12 protein-coding genes are annotated in these 14,662 nt (G+C 58.7%); 4 read left to right on the forward strand and 8 right to left on the reverse strand.

Translation table 11 applies throughout. The features are described 5' to 3' along the window. The first annotated feature begins 628 nt into the window (after positions 1-628). Positions 629-1,081 carry a helix-turn-helix transcriptional regulator gene (locus CH268_RS01045; protein ID WP_094662018.1) on the forward strand — a complete coding sequence of 151 codons (453 nt, stop codon included), beginning with the start codon at positions 629-631 and terminating at the stop codon, positions 1,079-1,081. A gap of 95 nt (positions 1,082-1,176) precedes the next feature. Here CH268_RS01045 and CH268_RS01050 read toward each other — a convergent pair whose 3' ends face one another. The 5 genes from CH268_RS01050 to CH268_RS27680 all read right to left on the reverse strand — a co-directional run bounded on the left by CH268_RS01050 (position 1,177) and on the right by CH268_RS27680 (position 8,440). Beyond that, entirely contained in the window at positions 1,177-2,181 is a 1,005-nt protein-coding gene (locus CH268_RS01050; protein ID WP_094662020.1) for a GAF domain-containing protein, read from the reverse strand. A 54-nt stretch (positions 2,182-2,235) separates the two neighbouring features. After that, the gene (locus CH268_RS01055) at positions 2,236-3,051 is read right to left on the reverse strand and encodes an SDR family NAD(P)-dependent oxidoreductase (protein ID WP_094662021.1); all 816 of its coding nucleotides are present in this window, start codon (positions 3,049-3,051) and stop codon (positions 2,236-2,238) included. A gap of 801 nt (positions 3,052-3,852) precedes the next feature. Beyond that, positions 3,853-5,253: a hypothetical protein gene (locus CH268_RS01060; RefSeq protein ID WP_094662023.1), complete on the reverse strand. Its 1,401-nt coding sequence runs from the start codon at positions 5,251-5,253 to the stop codon at positions 3,853-3,855. 45 nt (positions 5,254-5,298) lie between these two features. Beyond that, entirely contained in the window at positions 5,299-7,074 is a 1,776-nt protein-coding gene (locus tag CH268_RS01065) for a hypothetical protein (RefSeq protein ID WP_141215066.1), read from the reverse strand. Between the two features lie 886 nt (positions 7,075-7,960). Next, a complete protein-coding gene (locus CH268_RS27680) occupies positions 7,961-8,440 on the reverse strand; it encodes a DUF4429 domain-containing protein (protein WP_176457810.1) in 480 nt (159 codons plus the stop codon). Between the two features lie 834 nt (positions 8,441-9,274). On the opposite strand from CH268_RS27680, the gene CH268_RS01075 reads away from it, so the two are divergent. Together CH268_RS01075 and CH268_RS01080 are read left to right on the forward strand one after the other, a co-directional pair. Next, positions 9,275-9,868 carry a type IV toxin-antitoxin system AbiEi family antitoxin domain-containing protein gene (locus CH268_RS01075; RefSeq protein WP_094662028.1) on the forward strand — a complete coding sequence of 198 codons (594 nt, stop codon included), beginning with the start codon at positions 9,275-9,277 and terminating at the stop codon, positions 9,866-9,868. Beyond that, complete coding sequence (locus CH268_RS01080; RefSeq protein ID WP_094662030.1) at positions 9,868-10,620, forward strand: nucleotidyl transferase AbiEii/AbiGii toxin family protein; 753 nt, start codon at positions 9,868-9,870, stop codon at positions 10,618-10,620. Before CH268_RS01075 ends, CH268_RS01080 begins: the two co-directional genes overlap by 1 nt. Before the next feature lie 112 nt (positions 10,621-10,732). Here the strand turns inward: CH268_RS01080 and CH268_RS27515 are convergent, their stop codons facing one another. After that, positions 10,733-11,533: a hypothetical protein gene (locus tag CH268_RS27515; protein ID WP_141215067.1), complete on the reverse strand. Its 801-nt coding sequence runs from the start codon at positions 11,531-11,533 to the stop codon at positions 10,733-10,735. Positions 11,534-11,628: 95 nt separating this feature from the next. After that, positions 11,629-12,776, reverse strand: a protein-coding gene (locus CH268_RS01090) for an IS3 family transposase (protein ID WP_441346958.1) whose coding sequence is annotated in 2 segments (ribosomal slippage) — positions 11,629-12,509 and positions 12,509-12,776 — 1,149 coding nt in all. Because the reading frame shifts where the segments join, the coding sequence is not laid out codon by codon here. Between the two features lie 211 nt (positions 12,777-12,987). Between CH268_RS01090 and CH268_RS01095 the strand changes: the two genes are divergently transcribed. Further along, positions 12,988-13,419 (forward strand): hypothetical protein, encoded by a 432-nt coding sequence (locus tag CH268_RS01095; RefSeq protein WP_094662034.1) that lies wholly within the window; start codon positions 12,988-12,990, stop codon positions 13,417-13,419. A gap of 213 nt (positions 13,420-13,632) precedes the next feature. On the opposite strand, the gene CH268_RS01100 is transcribed toward CH268_RS01095, so the two are convergent. Next, positions 13,633-14,607, reverse strand: coding sequence for a LysR family transcriptional regulator (locus CH268_RS01100; protein WP_094662036.1), 975 nt, complete (start codon positions 14,605-14,607; stop codon positions 13,633-13,635). Positions 14,608-14,662 lie beyond the last annotated feature (55 nt).

The raw sequence follows: 14,662 nt of genomic DNA on the forward strand, positions 1-14,662 counted from the left end.
GACCCCACTCGGCTAGCAGCGCTCCATCGTCACCGATGTACTGGTGGCGACCCGAGTGCCCGTGGTCGAGCGAGCATGCAATCAAGTCGCCATGTGTCTGATTCGCGACGATTGCCGCGCAGAACTGATTCTGTAAGAGGAGATTTAGCTCAATCGCATTCCGGGCGGCACTCACTTTGGTTCGCCCCCGTAACCTCGGCGAGAGCGGCAATGTCGGTCAAATGCACATGGCGTCGCACCTCGTCCGTATTGGCCCAATGCTGAACTTCGACGATGGCGAACGCCGGGCCCGGTAATAGACGGCAACTGCGATGCGGCAAGGGCGGACGCGAACATGTAGAACTCCCGACAGGAATGATCGGACGGAACCTGCGAGCAGACCGTCCTGATGTCCCGCGCTACAAGCAGTGCCGAGATCGACAAGCACTGAGGAATCCCTTTTGGGCGCGCATCAGGACTGTAGAACAGGTTTGGTGTACCGCGCAATCGGTTCAGCTTGGTGGAACTCAAATCGAATGAGCGCATATTTGCAACAGTAACGCGCAACTATAAAACACACAACAGTTCCAGGTCGTGATGGATCGAGGAAGATGGGACTGTCTTGAAAGGTCGACAGGGAGTTGGGACAGTGCCGCGAAGCGGAGTTCGTGGGTTTCGCGCTGACCGGTTGCGTGAGCTACGGGTACGTGCGGGGTTCAGTGCTGACGACCTTGCGGCGAAAGTGGGTGCAACTAGGCAGGCGGTATCGACCTGGGAGACGGGGCGCTCGACGCCACCGCCCGCGACGCTTGGTCGAATTGCGAAAGCCCTGCGCATATCTGTCGCGGCCTTGGTTCCGATTCCTGAGGCGCAGCTCAAGTTGTCCGACCTCAGAGTTCATGCAGCGTTGTCGCAGGGTGACGCTGCTCAGCAAATCGGGGTGTCGACAACCGTTCTCGCTGACATTGAACGTGGAAGAAAGCCCGAGACAGAGGAACGTGTCGAGTTGCTTGCCCGCGTGTACGGTGTGACGACTCAAACTGTGGCCGCTGCGTGGAGGAGGACCCGGGATGCCCGCTCGACACGCGCGCAGGCGCTGTAAAAAACGCAACTTATAAACGTACCCCCGGTTCAGCCCGATCGGTCGCAGTCAGTCCACTCCGGTCCTTGTAGGTCCGCGCGAGTCTGCGAACAGTTTTATTCTCCCTCAAGCTCAGTCAGTGTCACGAGCGCGGCTGTGGTGTGCTGATCGAGTGACACTAGAACGCCGTCCAAGTGCATCGGTTTCCACCCGCCCTCGAGCGCTTTGAATCGGAGAACTCCGCTAGTTCGTTCGCGTGCCAGTGCGTTGGACATCTGCTTCGCAGTTGGTAGGTCGTCGGGATGAATTGCCGGTACCGGTTGATTGGGAAGGTGCTCCCAGCAGATGTTCGGCGCAGGTTCAGAGTTGTACCAACGCAACAAGTTCAGCGTCCTAAGGTTCACGAGTGCGCGAAATTCGCCTTCTCTCGTAGACGCTTCCAGAACGCGGTGCTCAAGGATTGTGGGTGGGGGAGCAGTACTGATCTCGCCGGCGGTGCCGATGTCATGAGTTATCCCGCGAAGGATGACTTCCTCACCTGCAGTACTGTTCACGCGAATCATTCGGCAAGAGAAGTGTGCTGCACGAAGTTCCCCGTCGTCTCTGCGTACGGTCCAGACTGCCTGATGAATCGTTCCTGGTGCAGAGTGCACGATCTTGGCCATTGCCTCACTCTCGTCGCGATTCGTAACCAGTCGAGTGAAGGCACCTGCGAGGGCGCGCTGAGTTTCGCGCTCGGATTGCGGCACGCCATAGAGGTCCAGTAGGTCGTCGCTGCCACTTGCAGTACTCCTGGTGAGGTTGAATTGCCACGCCCCGGCGGCGTCCCGCGGAGGTGGAGTCTCGTCGTGGCGTCCGAGCCACAGCCACACGCCGTGGATGCGGCCGGCGAAAGTCCGAAGCGGTTCTGCAAGTACGCGTCGGTGGCCATCGCGAGACCGTCCGTCCAGGGCGGACTCGCCAGAGAGCACCTGGGCTGTCGCGGCCAGAGCATCGTCGCGGCTCGACGCGCTACGAAAGAGCTTGTGGAGTGGGACGAAACTTTTCGGCGATGACCCAAGCCCGATAACCGACGGTTCTGCTTCACCGAAAGTCTCTATTAGGATCCAATTGTTCGACATTGTTGACCGACCCCCGCAGGTCTCGTTGGTGGATTGTCTGTGGGCGGCGGCGCGTCAACGCCTTCGCAGCGCCTGCATTGCAGGAAGGATCTGAGTGTAATGAGGGCCGAGCATTCGTGCGGTCATGTGTACAAGGCGGGCGTCCGGCCCGATTGTGACTTGCGACTTGCCTTTCCACGCTCCCGCGATGATCTTTCGAGCAGCGTCTTCGGGTGCGGTTCGGGCTATACGGCTGTCGAAGAGCTCGGCAGTGCGGCCCTGGTCGACGTTTGGTGCCGACCGTGCTGTTCTGGCGATCGATGTCTTCAGCCCGCCGGGGATGACACATGTCGCGCGGGCGGTTCGTGATGCCAGCCGCAACTCCTGATTCAACGCCTCGGTGAAGCCTCGAACGGCAAATTTGGACGAGTTGTATGCCGAGTAACCTGGTGCGGACACAACCCCGAATGCAGATGAGACGTTCACAATTCGACCTCTGCGCGACTTCAGAATGTCTGGCAGGAAGGCACGAGAGCTATTCACCACACTCTCGAAGTTTGTTGCCATGACGAAATCGAAGTCAGCTGGGGGAGTATCGATGACGTCGCCGCTGTAAAGAACGCCTGCGACATTGAAGACAGCATCGATACCGCCGAGTGCATTGCGCGAAGATGCCGCCCACGAGTCGATCTCGGCCCGGTCGGCGACGTCTACATGGGCCGCGCTTGCGATCTCGGTTGTAGTAGCACATCGAGACTGTGTGTCCAGGAGTGCGTCGTAGTTGTTGTCCGCGAGAGCAAGTGACCAGTTCTGGCCCGCTAGCCGCAGTGCCACTTCACGGCCCAGTCCCGAACCCGCGCCGGTAACCGCTGCTTTCCATGCCCCTGGCATCTGCCTGCGCCTCCCGCATCTCGCTTACCTCAGTAACTAGGCACCGTAACGAACAGCTCGCGGCTGCGCTAGCAACTAGCTGGTCTGTATTCCCATTTGTACCGATCTGTCGTGAGTTCTGGGTTGCGACTGTTGGTGAGCGGAATCGAAGCGCCCGGCCGCGCACCTTCGGTCAGCTAATGCACCGCCCGGTCATGATCGCACGGGGGCACCACGCCTGAGGTGGCTGAGGTGAATCCCGACTTCCGCTGCGGATCGATCAGCAGGCCTCCATCGCAAACTCACTCGCGCCAACGGGACTGACTGCGGTGAGCGCAACAAGACCGTTCCCTGCACGGCTTCGTTGCACAACAGCACTGCGCGACGGACTGCCAGCGTCGCTGTGATGAGTGAGCCCTGAGCCAGTTCGATTCCACCGTAATCTCGTCGCATGGTGCTATCACCACTGCGTGGTAACCATAGTGGTGTCTTCGACCGTCGAGGCGTGCCAACCGACGATTTCTCGGGAGGAGCAGCCGATCACGAACGCTGCCGATGTTCCGGTGTAGTGAAGGCGGTGACCCATTGCCGACTCGCGCCCTCATACAATGTTTCCTTCACAAAGAGTTACAGCGGAGTCAAGACCGGGCCGCTTCGGTGGCAATTCTCGGATTTGTCAACGAACCTGATTGGGAGATGACGCTATCGGGTCAGGCATGGCTAAGCGTCGCGGCGTGAGGAGCGGTGGAGTCATTGGACCTGGCGTGGATTGCGATCGATACCAACAAATTCTACGATGTGCGACCGAGGCGTGCACCTGAATCAGCAATTGAGTGTGCTACGGATATTCGCTCGGTAGTACTGGAACTCAGCATCGCTAATTACCGACCTCTCAACGATGAGGGGGTGTATCCCGGATTCGTTCAGCAGCAGAATTTTTAAGACCCAATCCAACGACATTGACACCGAAATGAGTAGCCTGTAATGACGATCACGATGTCGTTTTCCCACGAATCTGCTTATCTGATGGGCCATTGTGTTTCGTGCAAAAGTTACAAGGTCCTGCCATGATTCATGTGGCGCAATGTCAGACTCTGAAAAATCCGAGATTATCCCTGGAGCTGTTGTAGCAGCTTTTGTCGCCAAACGGTTCATCCTGTCAGAAAAGGTCATTCTGCCGAAACCCGCCAAGCTGTCGGTCAGGCTTCGCTCGATGTCCGCGCGAGCGGTAGGCGTTCCTAGATCGTCGAACGCGCGAAGCCCTGCGGACCGGGCCGACCTGCGGATCGTCTTTCGCTGGCCCTCCGTCAAAACGAGCTGCTCATTGGTGTCGCCGAAAAGACGGTTGTCAAGGCCTTCGGCTACAGCACACAGAACGAGTACATTGGCCTCAACCACATCATCTCGGCCAGCGATAACGGCATCACCCAAGTTTCCGATTTTCTGCCAGACGCTGAGCCAGTGAACCAATACTTCTACCGTAAGTGCCTCTAGAGGTATAAAAGTCCGCATTGGGCGGGACTCAGTTTCGCGTTCCTCGGTCAGCTTGACTGCTAGCAACGGCCCGTCTATATCGGCTGAGACGGAGATTGAGGAAACGCGCGGTTCACGTCGGGTGCATAATTGCACCAAGCCTGCAATCGCGTTTGAAGCGCTCATTCTCAACTCAAGCAATGATCGGGGCGAGCTTGAGACGTACTCGAAAAGCAGACGCCCGGCGGTGTCTTCGATGAATGTGAACGAAATACCCTCAGCAACAGCGTATTTACCTGACGAGTCAGCGGCCAGGTGGTCCCAACCCCCAGGGATGTCTACTGAGAAGCGAATCGAGTGAAATTGATGTTCCGGACCAGTCAGATGCGCACCGCGGACAGTCGTTTGTACTGTCGCGCGTTGCTGGGGCGACCGGGGTGGCCACAGCGGGGACGACATAATCCGTGTATCGAGGAGGGTGAGTGCGGTTCCGTCCTCGAGAGTCCCGTGAACTGTCACCGGCTCAAAGTCAGCGACGGCATCATCAGGGTGGGGTGCGCGAATGGTGGTTGCGCTGGAGCCGGTTGTGTGCCGAAGCTGGGACCGGCCGGGTGTGATCTGCCCGTCGACGGTCAAGAGTGCGTCGGTGCCGTCGCGGTATTGCAAGCTGGCGCGTACCGAGTTTAACGAATCGCTGGCCAACCAGAAGGTCCCTCTGAGTGGCGGTGGGTCAGTGTCGTTGTCGCTCATGGCGGGTCCTTGGATAGTGGGTGCAATGTCTGTCAGCGATGAGACTCAGTCTCCGACTGTATCGACGGACTTATTCTGCGGTAGCTTGAACCCGTACTGGCGATGCCGGTGTCCGCTTCTCCTCCACCGAACCGAGAATGCCACGAGAAGGAAGGCTGTAAGCGCGAGTGCGCCGAAATATATAAACAGCACCAAGGGCCCACGTCCCCCTAGTGTGTCCGACGCAAGCGATACCAAATCCTTTGACCATTGGCTCTGTCTTTCAAACGTTCGGATCGATTCACTTATGCGAGGCATTAAAAACATAACTACTACGAGGAAACCGGACGATGTGATTGCGATCGAGCGTCGAGTCTGCATTCTGGAGTAGCGCGTAGAAACTATGCTCTCAAGAATTTTGACGCGGTCAAGTAATCTTTCGTAAAGAGTGTCAGCAGAATTTGAGGAAAGTATTGCATTTATTATGTTCTCGTCATCCGGCCCGTTCAGTAGATTTCTTCGATACTCTTGGAGGCCTACTGCCAGCATTCCCTGTGAGGCAAACAGTTTCTTGTCGCGAACCGTGGCCGCAGATGTCTCGCGATCGACCTGCTGCAGCTGGCGGATTTGTCGAACGGCTGATTCGATCGGAATGAGTTGCATTAGGTCTTCCCGATAGTCCGGCTCATTCGCGGCCCAGTTTGCATAGATTGCGCTACCTGCAGATACCCAAAGCTCTCGGTCTGAGACCTTGAGTTTATTCGCGAGTAATTCTGACACTGTGTCTGCGTTTAGAGGTACAGCTGACGTCGCCCTGAGCGCAGTCAGTGCTAAATCGTGGCGATGTCTGTCCTTTGCGGCTTTGCCCTCGCACGCACACACCGGTGCCCCTATCGACAACATGGTGTAGGAGCTCCAATCGTTGCGCCCACCACTGCCAAAAACCGATCTTATCGCATCGCGATAGATCTCGAACACCGAGTGAAAAGTCAGCTGGGCTGTGTCGCTGGTACTAAGGTCAATCCAGCCGACACCTTCGCGCATGAGATCATTCGATTTGGACCGTTGGACTCCGTTTGCGCTGCAATAGTGGTTGTAAATTGGCGCAGCAATGTTGACGGTGTCGATTCGGTTAAGATCGCTCACCATGCAGTTTCGCATTGCTTTAAGGTCCAGGGCGGTTGATACGGCAGACGCAAGAGTGAGAATGCAGACGCCGGACGTGTGGAGCAGTAGTGAGACTTCGATGACGTCTTGGCCGACTAGAAAGCTCGTGTATGGGACCTGTCTCATCTCGACCCGGATGTAAGGGATTTTGTCGAAATAGCGCGGAGCGTATCGATCACGTTCCGCGAGGTTGCGTATCGATGCCCACGCCTCGGATCGTGATTGACTCAGGCGCAGTTCCTCTTGCAATTTGTCCAGTTCAACGCTCAGATCCTCAATTTCGTCTGTTGTCTTTGGCGTTTCCTCGGTTGCGTTTCCTGATCTGAGTTTTTGAATATATCCCGAAGATGCAACCTTGAGAGATAGCCAAAAATATCGGCGAAAAGTCGAAAGTGTAGACAAGTCTCCAGATTTGAGTGCGTGTTGCAAGGTCTTGATTGATTGAATATCACGTAAAATTCTTTCCGTCTCAATATGGGACTTGCTGAATCTGACTTCATCCGAGATTGGTGATGCCGCGCTTTTGCCCAGGTTCTTTAAAAGAAGTTGATCGGCTAATTTTTCTATATTCAGACCAGGGCCGAGGTCGAACGAATACGAGTAATACACAGCCCGACCTCTTATCGCGATGTCGTGGGGTCTTCTTACCGGTTTGACGAGAGAGGATATCTTCATCGGTTGATCGTAGTCGACTGCTGTCAAGCAGCTGGGTAAGTTGCGGAACTGGGGTGGGATGGTGCATACGTTTTTCGCGAGTTGGTTGGCTTTAACTGTTCTGCACAGTCGCTGAGGGGCGTGCGGGGCTTCCCTGGCTTTGGTTAACATCTGATCTGCGAGGATCGTTCCTCACAATGGAAGGATGTTCCCGTGCTGAAAGCATTTCCCGAGGAGTTCCGCCGAAACGTCATCGGCGTCACCCGTAAGGGCGAGGTCCTGCCACGTCAATGGCGGTCCGCGTTGATCTATTGGAGCTCTTGACGCAATGAGCGTGTACGCACCACACTGTAGTGACTGAATCCACTCAAGATTGCCAGCATTCGACGAAGGGGTGTACTGGAGTGTTATTGTTGACCGAGCCGATTTCATTCCCCGGACGATCGGCATATCTATAGTTGTAACGAGCTCAAATCCTAGCGAAAGAGTTCGCCGGTGGTTCCAAGACCAGTTATCGCCCGCATCCAGATCGGCACGCAGGTTTACGCGTCCCCAGCCGTCTATGTAAAGGCCAGAGTGGCCGCTCACGCGGACGCCTGGCCCGTCGACGTCCACGCCAATCTGACTGACCTGCAGTGTTGGCCTAAGCGCACCCCAATTCGCAGCATCCCACTCGGCGCTGGAGATCGTCCAGGACCATCGGTAGTTGTGGAGCATCACCCGGTCGTTTGCCGAGATGAAGAGACCCGCGTGGAGATTCCGCGGGCGTTGGCGACGGCTGTAGTGGCTGTGCCGACGCGGCACGAGCTGACCGGGCCGTTCTTCGTCGAGGCCCCCGAGATGCAGCACGTATGAAACACAGGTAAGGGCCTCGGCCGGACTGATTCGGTGATGTATACGTTCTGCTCTACCCCGCTGGGGCTGTGTGAGTGGTCCACATCTGTCCGTCCCAGTATCGGAGACTTCCGTTGCGATCGGGGTTCGGGTACCAACCCGCGGGTACGTGCGGGGGAGGCGGTGGAATCGGGTTCGATGTGGCAGGGGGAGATGGAGTGGGTGCTACCAGTGCGTCGTCTATCGCTTGACGTAATGCCAGCATATCGCGGACGTGCCTGCGCTCGAGGGTGACGGCGTTCTCGCTTTCACCCGTTCGTCGAGATGCCGATGTGAAGCGTGAATTCACCTCGATGCCACCTGGAATAGTGAATTCGATGTACCCGAGGACGAACGGTGTCGGCTTCTTGAATTGAATTGCTTGTATGGAAGACAGTGCGATTCGCTTCTCTCCGACACCGACCGACAGTCTGGCCATCAACCCGCTTCGCTCGATGGTGACGTATCGACCGTCGAAGCGGACGACGCCGTTGAAACCAGCTGCAGCGATCATCGGAACGGGCTCCTCTTCGTCCGCGGGCGACGGCTTACAGCTTGTCGCCCTGTCCGTGGCTCAACAGACAATACCGACAGAGCCAGGTCGCTCCGGTACGAACCGATGTATCACGACGCGACCGTGCCCGTTCGATGGTATGGCGGACGTGGGGGCTTGGTTCGCTGAAGAGTGTCAAAGCAAGGGATCGGTGGACTGAATGGTGGCCAGAACTCGTGACAGTGCTGACTTCGTCGGCGCGTTCTATCCGGCACGTCTCTGAGGATCGGGTCTCGCTGTCACACGGGTGTCACAAGTCGGTACCTACAAGAGTGGATTCGGATGGTCCCGCTTGGACGGTCGACACAGGTCAGAGCCTCTGTGGTGGTTCCGTGCGGACGTATCTGGTTGTCTCGCAACATACTTGTAAGCGAGCGGTCAACGGTTCAATCCCGTTAGGAGGCTCTTTCGGACGGCTCTGACCAGCGAAAATGGTTGGGGCCGTCTCTTTTTGGCCTGTTGTTGCCGCTCGTTTCTTGCGCGAGCCCGGTTCGTCCACCTGGGTTTATGTGTCGCTCGTGACCTGGGGATTTGCCGGTTCGGCGGCTCGATCCGGCGTTCGGTGTCACAGAATGTCACAACTCGTCGCTAACTCATCGGTGAGCGTTCGTGTGGATGTAGGTGGATGTGTACGGACTGGGCAGGTGATGGCCGGGCCGAGGTGCAGTGTTGGAATCAGTGTCGGTTCTGTAGGCTTGGAGCCTACGTATCCGACATTTGATGGAGGTAACTGTGACGACAAGCGATGTGCGACGCCGTCATGCCGGGTTACCTCCCGCGTTTGCACGGCTTCCGATGCGGATGGTGCGAGCCGCGACAGCGGCCGATGTCTACGCGCACCCGCGAGCCGAGCTTGCGCGGCTGACGGACCTGGGCCTGCTGCACCGAGTGGCGACGGGCTTCTACGTGGCCGTGCCCGACGATCGGGTCGGGACCGAGTGGATGCCTGGCCTGGAGGCTGCAGCAGTTGGTATCGCTGTCGCGGCGTACGGCCGCGATGACGCTGTGGTGATGGGTATCAGCGCAGCGCGGTTGCACGGTGTTCTTCCGCGTGCGTTGGCGACGGCTGTGGTGGCTGTGCCGACGCGACACGATCCGATTCGGTTGGTGGATCGGCCGGCGTTGGTTCGGTTCGTCGTGCGCGACACCGCACGTCTGGATGCGGAGCGTATCGATACCGAGTTGGGTCCGGTGTTGGTGACGACTGCGGAGCAGACGGTGTTGGATCTGGTAAAGCGTCCGGGTCTCGGTGACGCCGAGGCTGAGGTGTGGCCGGCGGTGGAGCAGTTGTATCGACGGTGCGATCCGAAAGTGTTAGCCGAGATCGCTGGGGCTCAGAAGATGCGAATGACGTTGACGCGGCTGCAGGCTCGGTTGGGGGAGAAGTAGTGAATCCCCGCGAGTTGGCCTCGGTGGCCGCGCAATTCGGTGTCGCGCGTGCACAGGTCGAGCGGGATCACCTGATCTCGCACCTGCTCGGCTATCTGAGTGCGCATTTCGCGGATCGGATTGTGTTCATCGGCGGAACAGCCTTGGCTCGAACCCATTTGGTCGATGGTCGTCTCAGTGAGGACATCGACCTGATTGCGGTCGGTTCCAGATCGGAGGTCGCTCGTGATCTCGACCGCGCTCTCCCACGCGCGGTGATGCGCAGCCACGGGCGTCTGGTGTGGGATCCTGCGATCAGCGAGGTGCCTGAGCGCCTCGGTGCAGTGTTGAGGTCGCAGTCCGGACTGGCGGTCAAGGTGCAGTTGCTGTCGGCGGAAGGTCGCCCAGCATGGCCTCTGGAGAACCGGCGACTCGAACAGCGGTTTGAGGATGCACCGGGAGCTGAGTTGACGGTGCCCACGCGGCCCGCCTTCGTTGCGGGTAAGACGGCCACCTGGTGTGATCGGCGGGCGTCGCGTGATCTGTGGGACTTGTGTGCACTCACTCGGATTGGCGCATTCGAGCCGGCAGTGGCCGATTTGTATCGGAGGTTCGGGCCCACGAACAAGCTGCCAGGGCAGTGGCAATTCGCGGACATACCGACCGAATCCGATTGGTTGAGTCAGTTGTCAGGGCAGACGCGGCTGATCGTGACAGCGCGCGAAGCGGCAAACCTTGTGGCCCGGGCATGGCAGGCGCTGGCGACACGTTAGTCCTGCAGTCGCATGAAACAGTCTTGCGGTAAAGGCCCGCAACTCAGGCAGTCTGCGAGCGAATTAGGCTGTGCTGCCGAATATTCGACGGTATGCGTCCAGTTCTTCTTCGTCAACATCGATTTCGCCGAAGAGTACGTACATTGTTGTGTCCCATGGGCGAAGGCCATCGTGCCTGGGAGTGAGAAGAACCGCGACCGTCCGGCAAGCCAACTGCGTCGGCGGGAAGCCCGGAGATCCATTCGTGGTGGCGGAGCATCGTCCACCCACGGAAGACTGCTTGGTGGTGTCCGCTGAGATGGTTCAGCACGCCGAAGGCTAAATGTAAGTGGTTGTCCCCCAGCCAGTAACGGCGAGGCTCAAACCGCGTCTCACCATTGAGCGCGTCTTGAGCGATTCGGAGCTGGTCGAGCAGTCGTCGGCCGATCGCGGCCCGCTCGAGTACCGGATGCTGATCGAGCATGTGCAGCACGTTCAAGCGGTCGAGTTCGGGACGATCCCAGGACGACGTAGCGACGTCCTCGAGCATCTGGCGATACAGCGCTGCCCCCGCGGTGTCGAGACTCGATGCTGGCTCCCTCGGTAAGAGGGGATACGAAAAGTGTTGGGCTAGTGCTGGATAGTGTTTGTTGGTATCAGCGTTCCGGGTTGCTTCGAGGTCGGTATTCGCGAGCTCGAAATAGTGTGGCACGTGTTCACCCGGTGCGACTTCGTCGCCTTTTACTCGGTGAATGTATGCGCCGACGGCGGTGATCGACCTCAGCTGGTCGAAGAGGAATTCCCACTCACGCCGTAGAAGAGCCACTACTGCAAGCGACGGCGTCGATGAGACGGGGGAGATGCGCTCGGGTGGCTGGTCGTGATCGATTGGGACTGCCCCAGGTTTGGTTGACATCTGATCTGTGAGGATCACTCCTCACGGTGGAAGGATGTTCACCATGCCGAAAGCGTTCCTGGCAGGTCCCCGATAGTCGGACCACCGTGTTCAAGAGCCACGGTGTGATTGATTCAGTCGATCTCGCAGCCCTCGACCGGTTGGTGGTTGTGGGTGCAGTGGGCAGCGTGCTCAGCAGGCGTGAGGTAGCCCAGTGATGAGTGCCGGTGTCGATGATTGTGGTCGTCTTTGAAGTCCTCGATCACCACCCTCGCTTCGAGCAGACTCGTCCAGTGATTGCGGTTCAGGCACTCCTTCCGTAGCCGGTTGTTGAACGATTCGATGTGTCCGTTGTTCCACGGCGTCCCCGGCGGAATGTAGGAAATACCGACGCGATCTCGGCAGAACTGTTGCAGCACATGGGAAATGAATTCCGGACCGTTGTCCATTCGCAGCACCAACGGCGGCCCACCCCACAGTGCAAACGTCTTGTCGAGCTCGTCGGTCAGCCGCTGTGCGGTGATCGAACGCTCCACGATGTTCAACAGGGACTGCCGGGTGTGTTCGTCGATCATCGACGCGATCTTGATCGCCTTCCCGTCGACGGTCGAATCGAACTGGAAGTCCAGAGCCCACACCACTTTCGGTGCATCGGCTTCGATCTGCGGGCACGAGCTGATGCCGGTGCGTTTGCGTGGATGGTAGATCCGAACCTGCAGACCCTCCTCCTTCCAGAGCCGGTGCACCTTCTTCTTGTTCACCGACATGCCCTCGTCGTGTCTCAGATGCGCCCAGGCGCGACGGAAGCCGTGCAGCGGATGCGAGCCTGCGTATTTCCGCAACGCGGCCCTCAGGGCCGCGTCGGGGTCCTCGGGTGTGTCGGCTATCGGTGTTCGTGCGTAGGTGGAGCGGGCAAGCCCAACAGCTTTGCACGCCAGTCGTTTCGACAGACTCATGGTGTTCACGAGCATGTCGACGGCGCGGCGCTTGGCGGCTGGGCTCAGAATTTTCCCTTCGCTACCTCCCGCAGCGCATCCTTCTCCAGCTCGGCCTCGGCGAGCAGGCGTTTGAGCTTGCCGTTCTGCTCGCGCAGCTCTTTGAGTTCCTTCGCGGCATCGGTGTCCATCCCGCCGTACTGACGCCGCCAGTTGTACAACGTCGCCGCCGACACCTCGAGCTCCGCCGCGATCTCCTCCTGCGTCTTGCCCGCAGCGGTCAGTTCGTCGGCACGGCGCAGTTTGCGCACGATGTCCTCGGCAGAGTTGCGTTTCCGTCCAGCCATGTTCTCCATCGTCCTATCCGCCCAGCTCATGGGTAACAAGACTCTAAAACGATATGGCCCCGTTCAATGGGGACACGCCAACTCCGCTCTGCATCAAGGTCAGATCACTTAGGCGAAGGAGCAGTTCGAGGAGTACTTGAAGGTAGCGTCTGTCTGGCATCCCGCATGGCGTCTGAGGCACGGAATCGCAAGCTTCTTACTTTCAAGTGGGATGGAGAACGGAGTTCGCGACGCAAAGAAAGCCGAACGTGTTCTGCGTGATCGCTCCGCCATCGAGAGCTTTTCCGGCTCAGTCAAGCGGTGTCTCGCTGCTGCGAAGTGCGATGTGCTACACGGCGGGCCTTGGGGCGAGATCGGCCAACTTGAGGTAGACGCTGGTCGTCCAGACAAAGCCGCTGCGCCCCTGTTGATTGCAGCATTTGCAGACCAACGCTCCGCCTCCTGGGTCCTCGCTCTTGCAGCCGCCCTAGCGGCCAATCTGGAGGAGATGTCAGATGCAATTGCCACGCTAGCCCTCTTCGATTTTGGTGAGGAGTTTCACCGTGAGCTTCGCGCGCACTTTGCCGGCAGTGCTGATCGGCTGTCGGTGGCTGCCTTCGTCGAAGATATTGATGAAAAGACTGGCCGGCAGAGACGACGGTAGGGCAGAATCTGTGGACAGCAAGTCGCCACACGAAGTCACTGAAATTGCAAGGGGCCCAGCACCTGAAGAATGTCACCACTCAGCGGCCCCGGTTTCACTTGTGGCGACTCAAGGACGGAGTCTTCGCTGAGGTCCTGGTGGAACCACCGCGGGCGCAGAGAGAAGTCCGGACGGGACGAGGAAAGCTTTAAGTCTCGACCCTGTGGGAGGGTCTCAGGACGTGAGCTTGGCTTGGTAGCGATCGAGCAGCGACGGAACGCCGGCGGTCGGCGGTGCCCACGAGTTCGGAACCGGACAATCGACGGCGACACTGCGGGCCGCAGCCACGAAGTCGCGGGTCAGAGGCGAGTCGACGTCCGAACGCCACCCGATGGACAAAGGAGTGGGGGGTATACCCGTAACCGGAACGAATGCCAAACCTGGCCTCGCATAGAACCTTTGAGTCGACGCCTGCGAGAACGCCACGCCCTTGCTGGAGAGGATGGCTTCGAAACACTCGTCGACAGTGGAGACTTCGGCACCGAGACGAACGGTCTCACCGTCTCTCGAGCTGACGGCGAGCCAGAAGTCCCTCCATGATTCCGGGCTGCGCCTCGCGACGAACGGTTGCCCCGCCACTTCCTCGACACTGGTCGAATCTTGCTGCGCCAGACGCGAAGTGGATGCTACGACAAGCACTCTCGGCTCCACGAACAGTGTCTCGAGCGCAAGCCAGTCCTGCACGACGACCGGCGGCCTGACGAACGCGACGTCGACCGACCCGTCGCCGAGTCCGACGTAGGGGTCGGTGAAGTCGAACGACTGCATCTCGACCGCTACGTCGGGGTGGAGAGCACGGAAAGCCGACAAGATGTCCGGCGTCAGCTCCGCGGCAGCGTTCGCCTGGAATCCGACGATCAGGTTGTTGCGCCCGCTGCGGCCCACCTGACGTGTCAACGACGCGACACGCTCGGCATCGGCGAGAAGCTGCCTGCTCCCTTCGAGGAGCTTGTCCCCGGCAGGGGTCAACGAGACATGACGGGAATCGCGGATGAAGAGCGCGGTTCCCAAGGAGTGTTCGAGTTTGCGAATCTGCACGCTGAGCGAGGGCTGTGCGATATGCAGCCGCGCTGCTGCCTTGCCGAAATGAAGCTCTTCCGCGACGGCCACGAAATACGACAACGGCCTGAGCTCCAACGGAAGATTCACGTCCCCGATGCTATTCCCGCAGCTAGACCAGCACCAGTAGTTGTTTCCTATCGAT

Source organism: Rhodococcus sp. 06-1460-1B (assembly GCF_002258475.1).
Lineage (GTDB): Bacteria > Actinomycetota > Actinomycetes > Mycobacteriales > Mycobacteriaceae > Rhodococcoides > Rhodococcoides fascians.

Coding starts and splice junctions, on each gene's coding strand:
- CH268_RS01050 (WP_094662020.1), bottom strand. CDS start 2,181: ATGTCGAACAATTGGATCCTAATAGAGACTTTCGGTGAAGCAGAACCG.
- CH268_RS01095 (WP_094662034.1), top strand. CDS start 12,988: ATGGAGAACGGAGTTCGCGACGCAAAGAAAGCCGAACGTGTTCTGCGT.
- CH268_RS01075 (WP_094662028.1), top strand. CDS start 9,275: ATGCGGATGGTGCGAGCCGCGACAGCGGCCGATGTCTACGCGCACCCG.
- CH268_RS01055 (WP_094662021.1), bottom strand. CDS start 3,051: ATGCCAGGGGCATGGAAAGCAGCGGTTACCGGCGCGGGTTCGGGACTG.
- CH268_RS27680 (WP_176457810.1), bottom strand. CDS start 8,440: ATGATCGCTGCAGCTGGTTTCAACGGCGTCGTCCGCTTCGACGGTCGA.
- CH268_RS01060 (WP_094662023.1), bottom strand. CDS start 5,253: ATGAGCGACAACGACACTGACCCACCGCCACTCAGAGGGACCTTCTGG.
- CH268_RS01065 (WP_141215066.1), bottom strand. CDS start 7,074: ATGAAGATATCCTCTCTCGTCAAACCGGTAAGAAGACCCCACGACATC.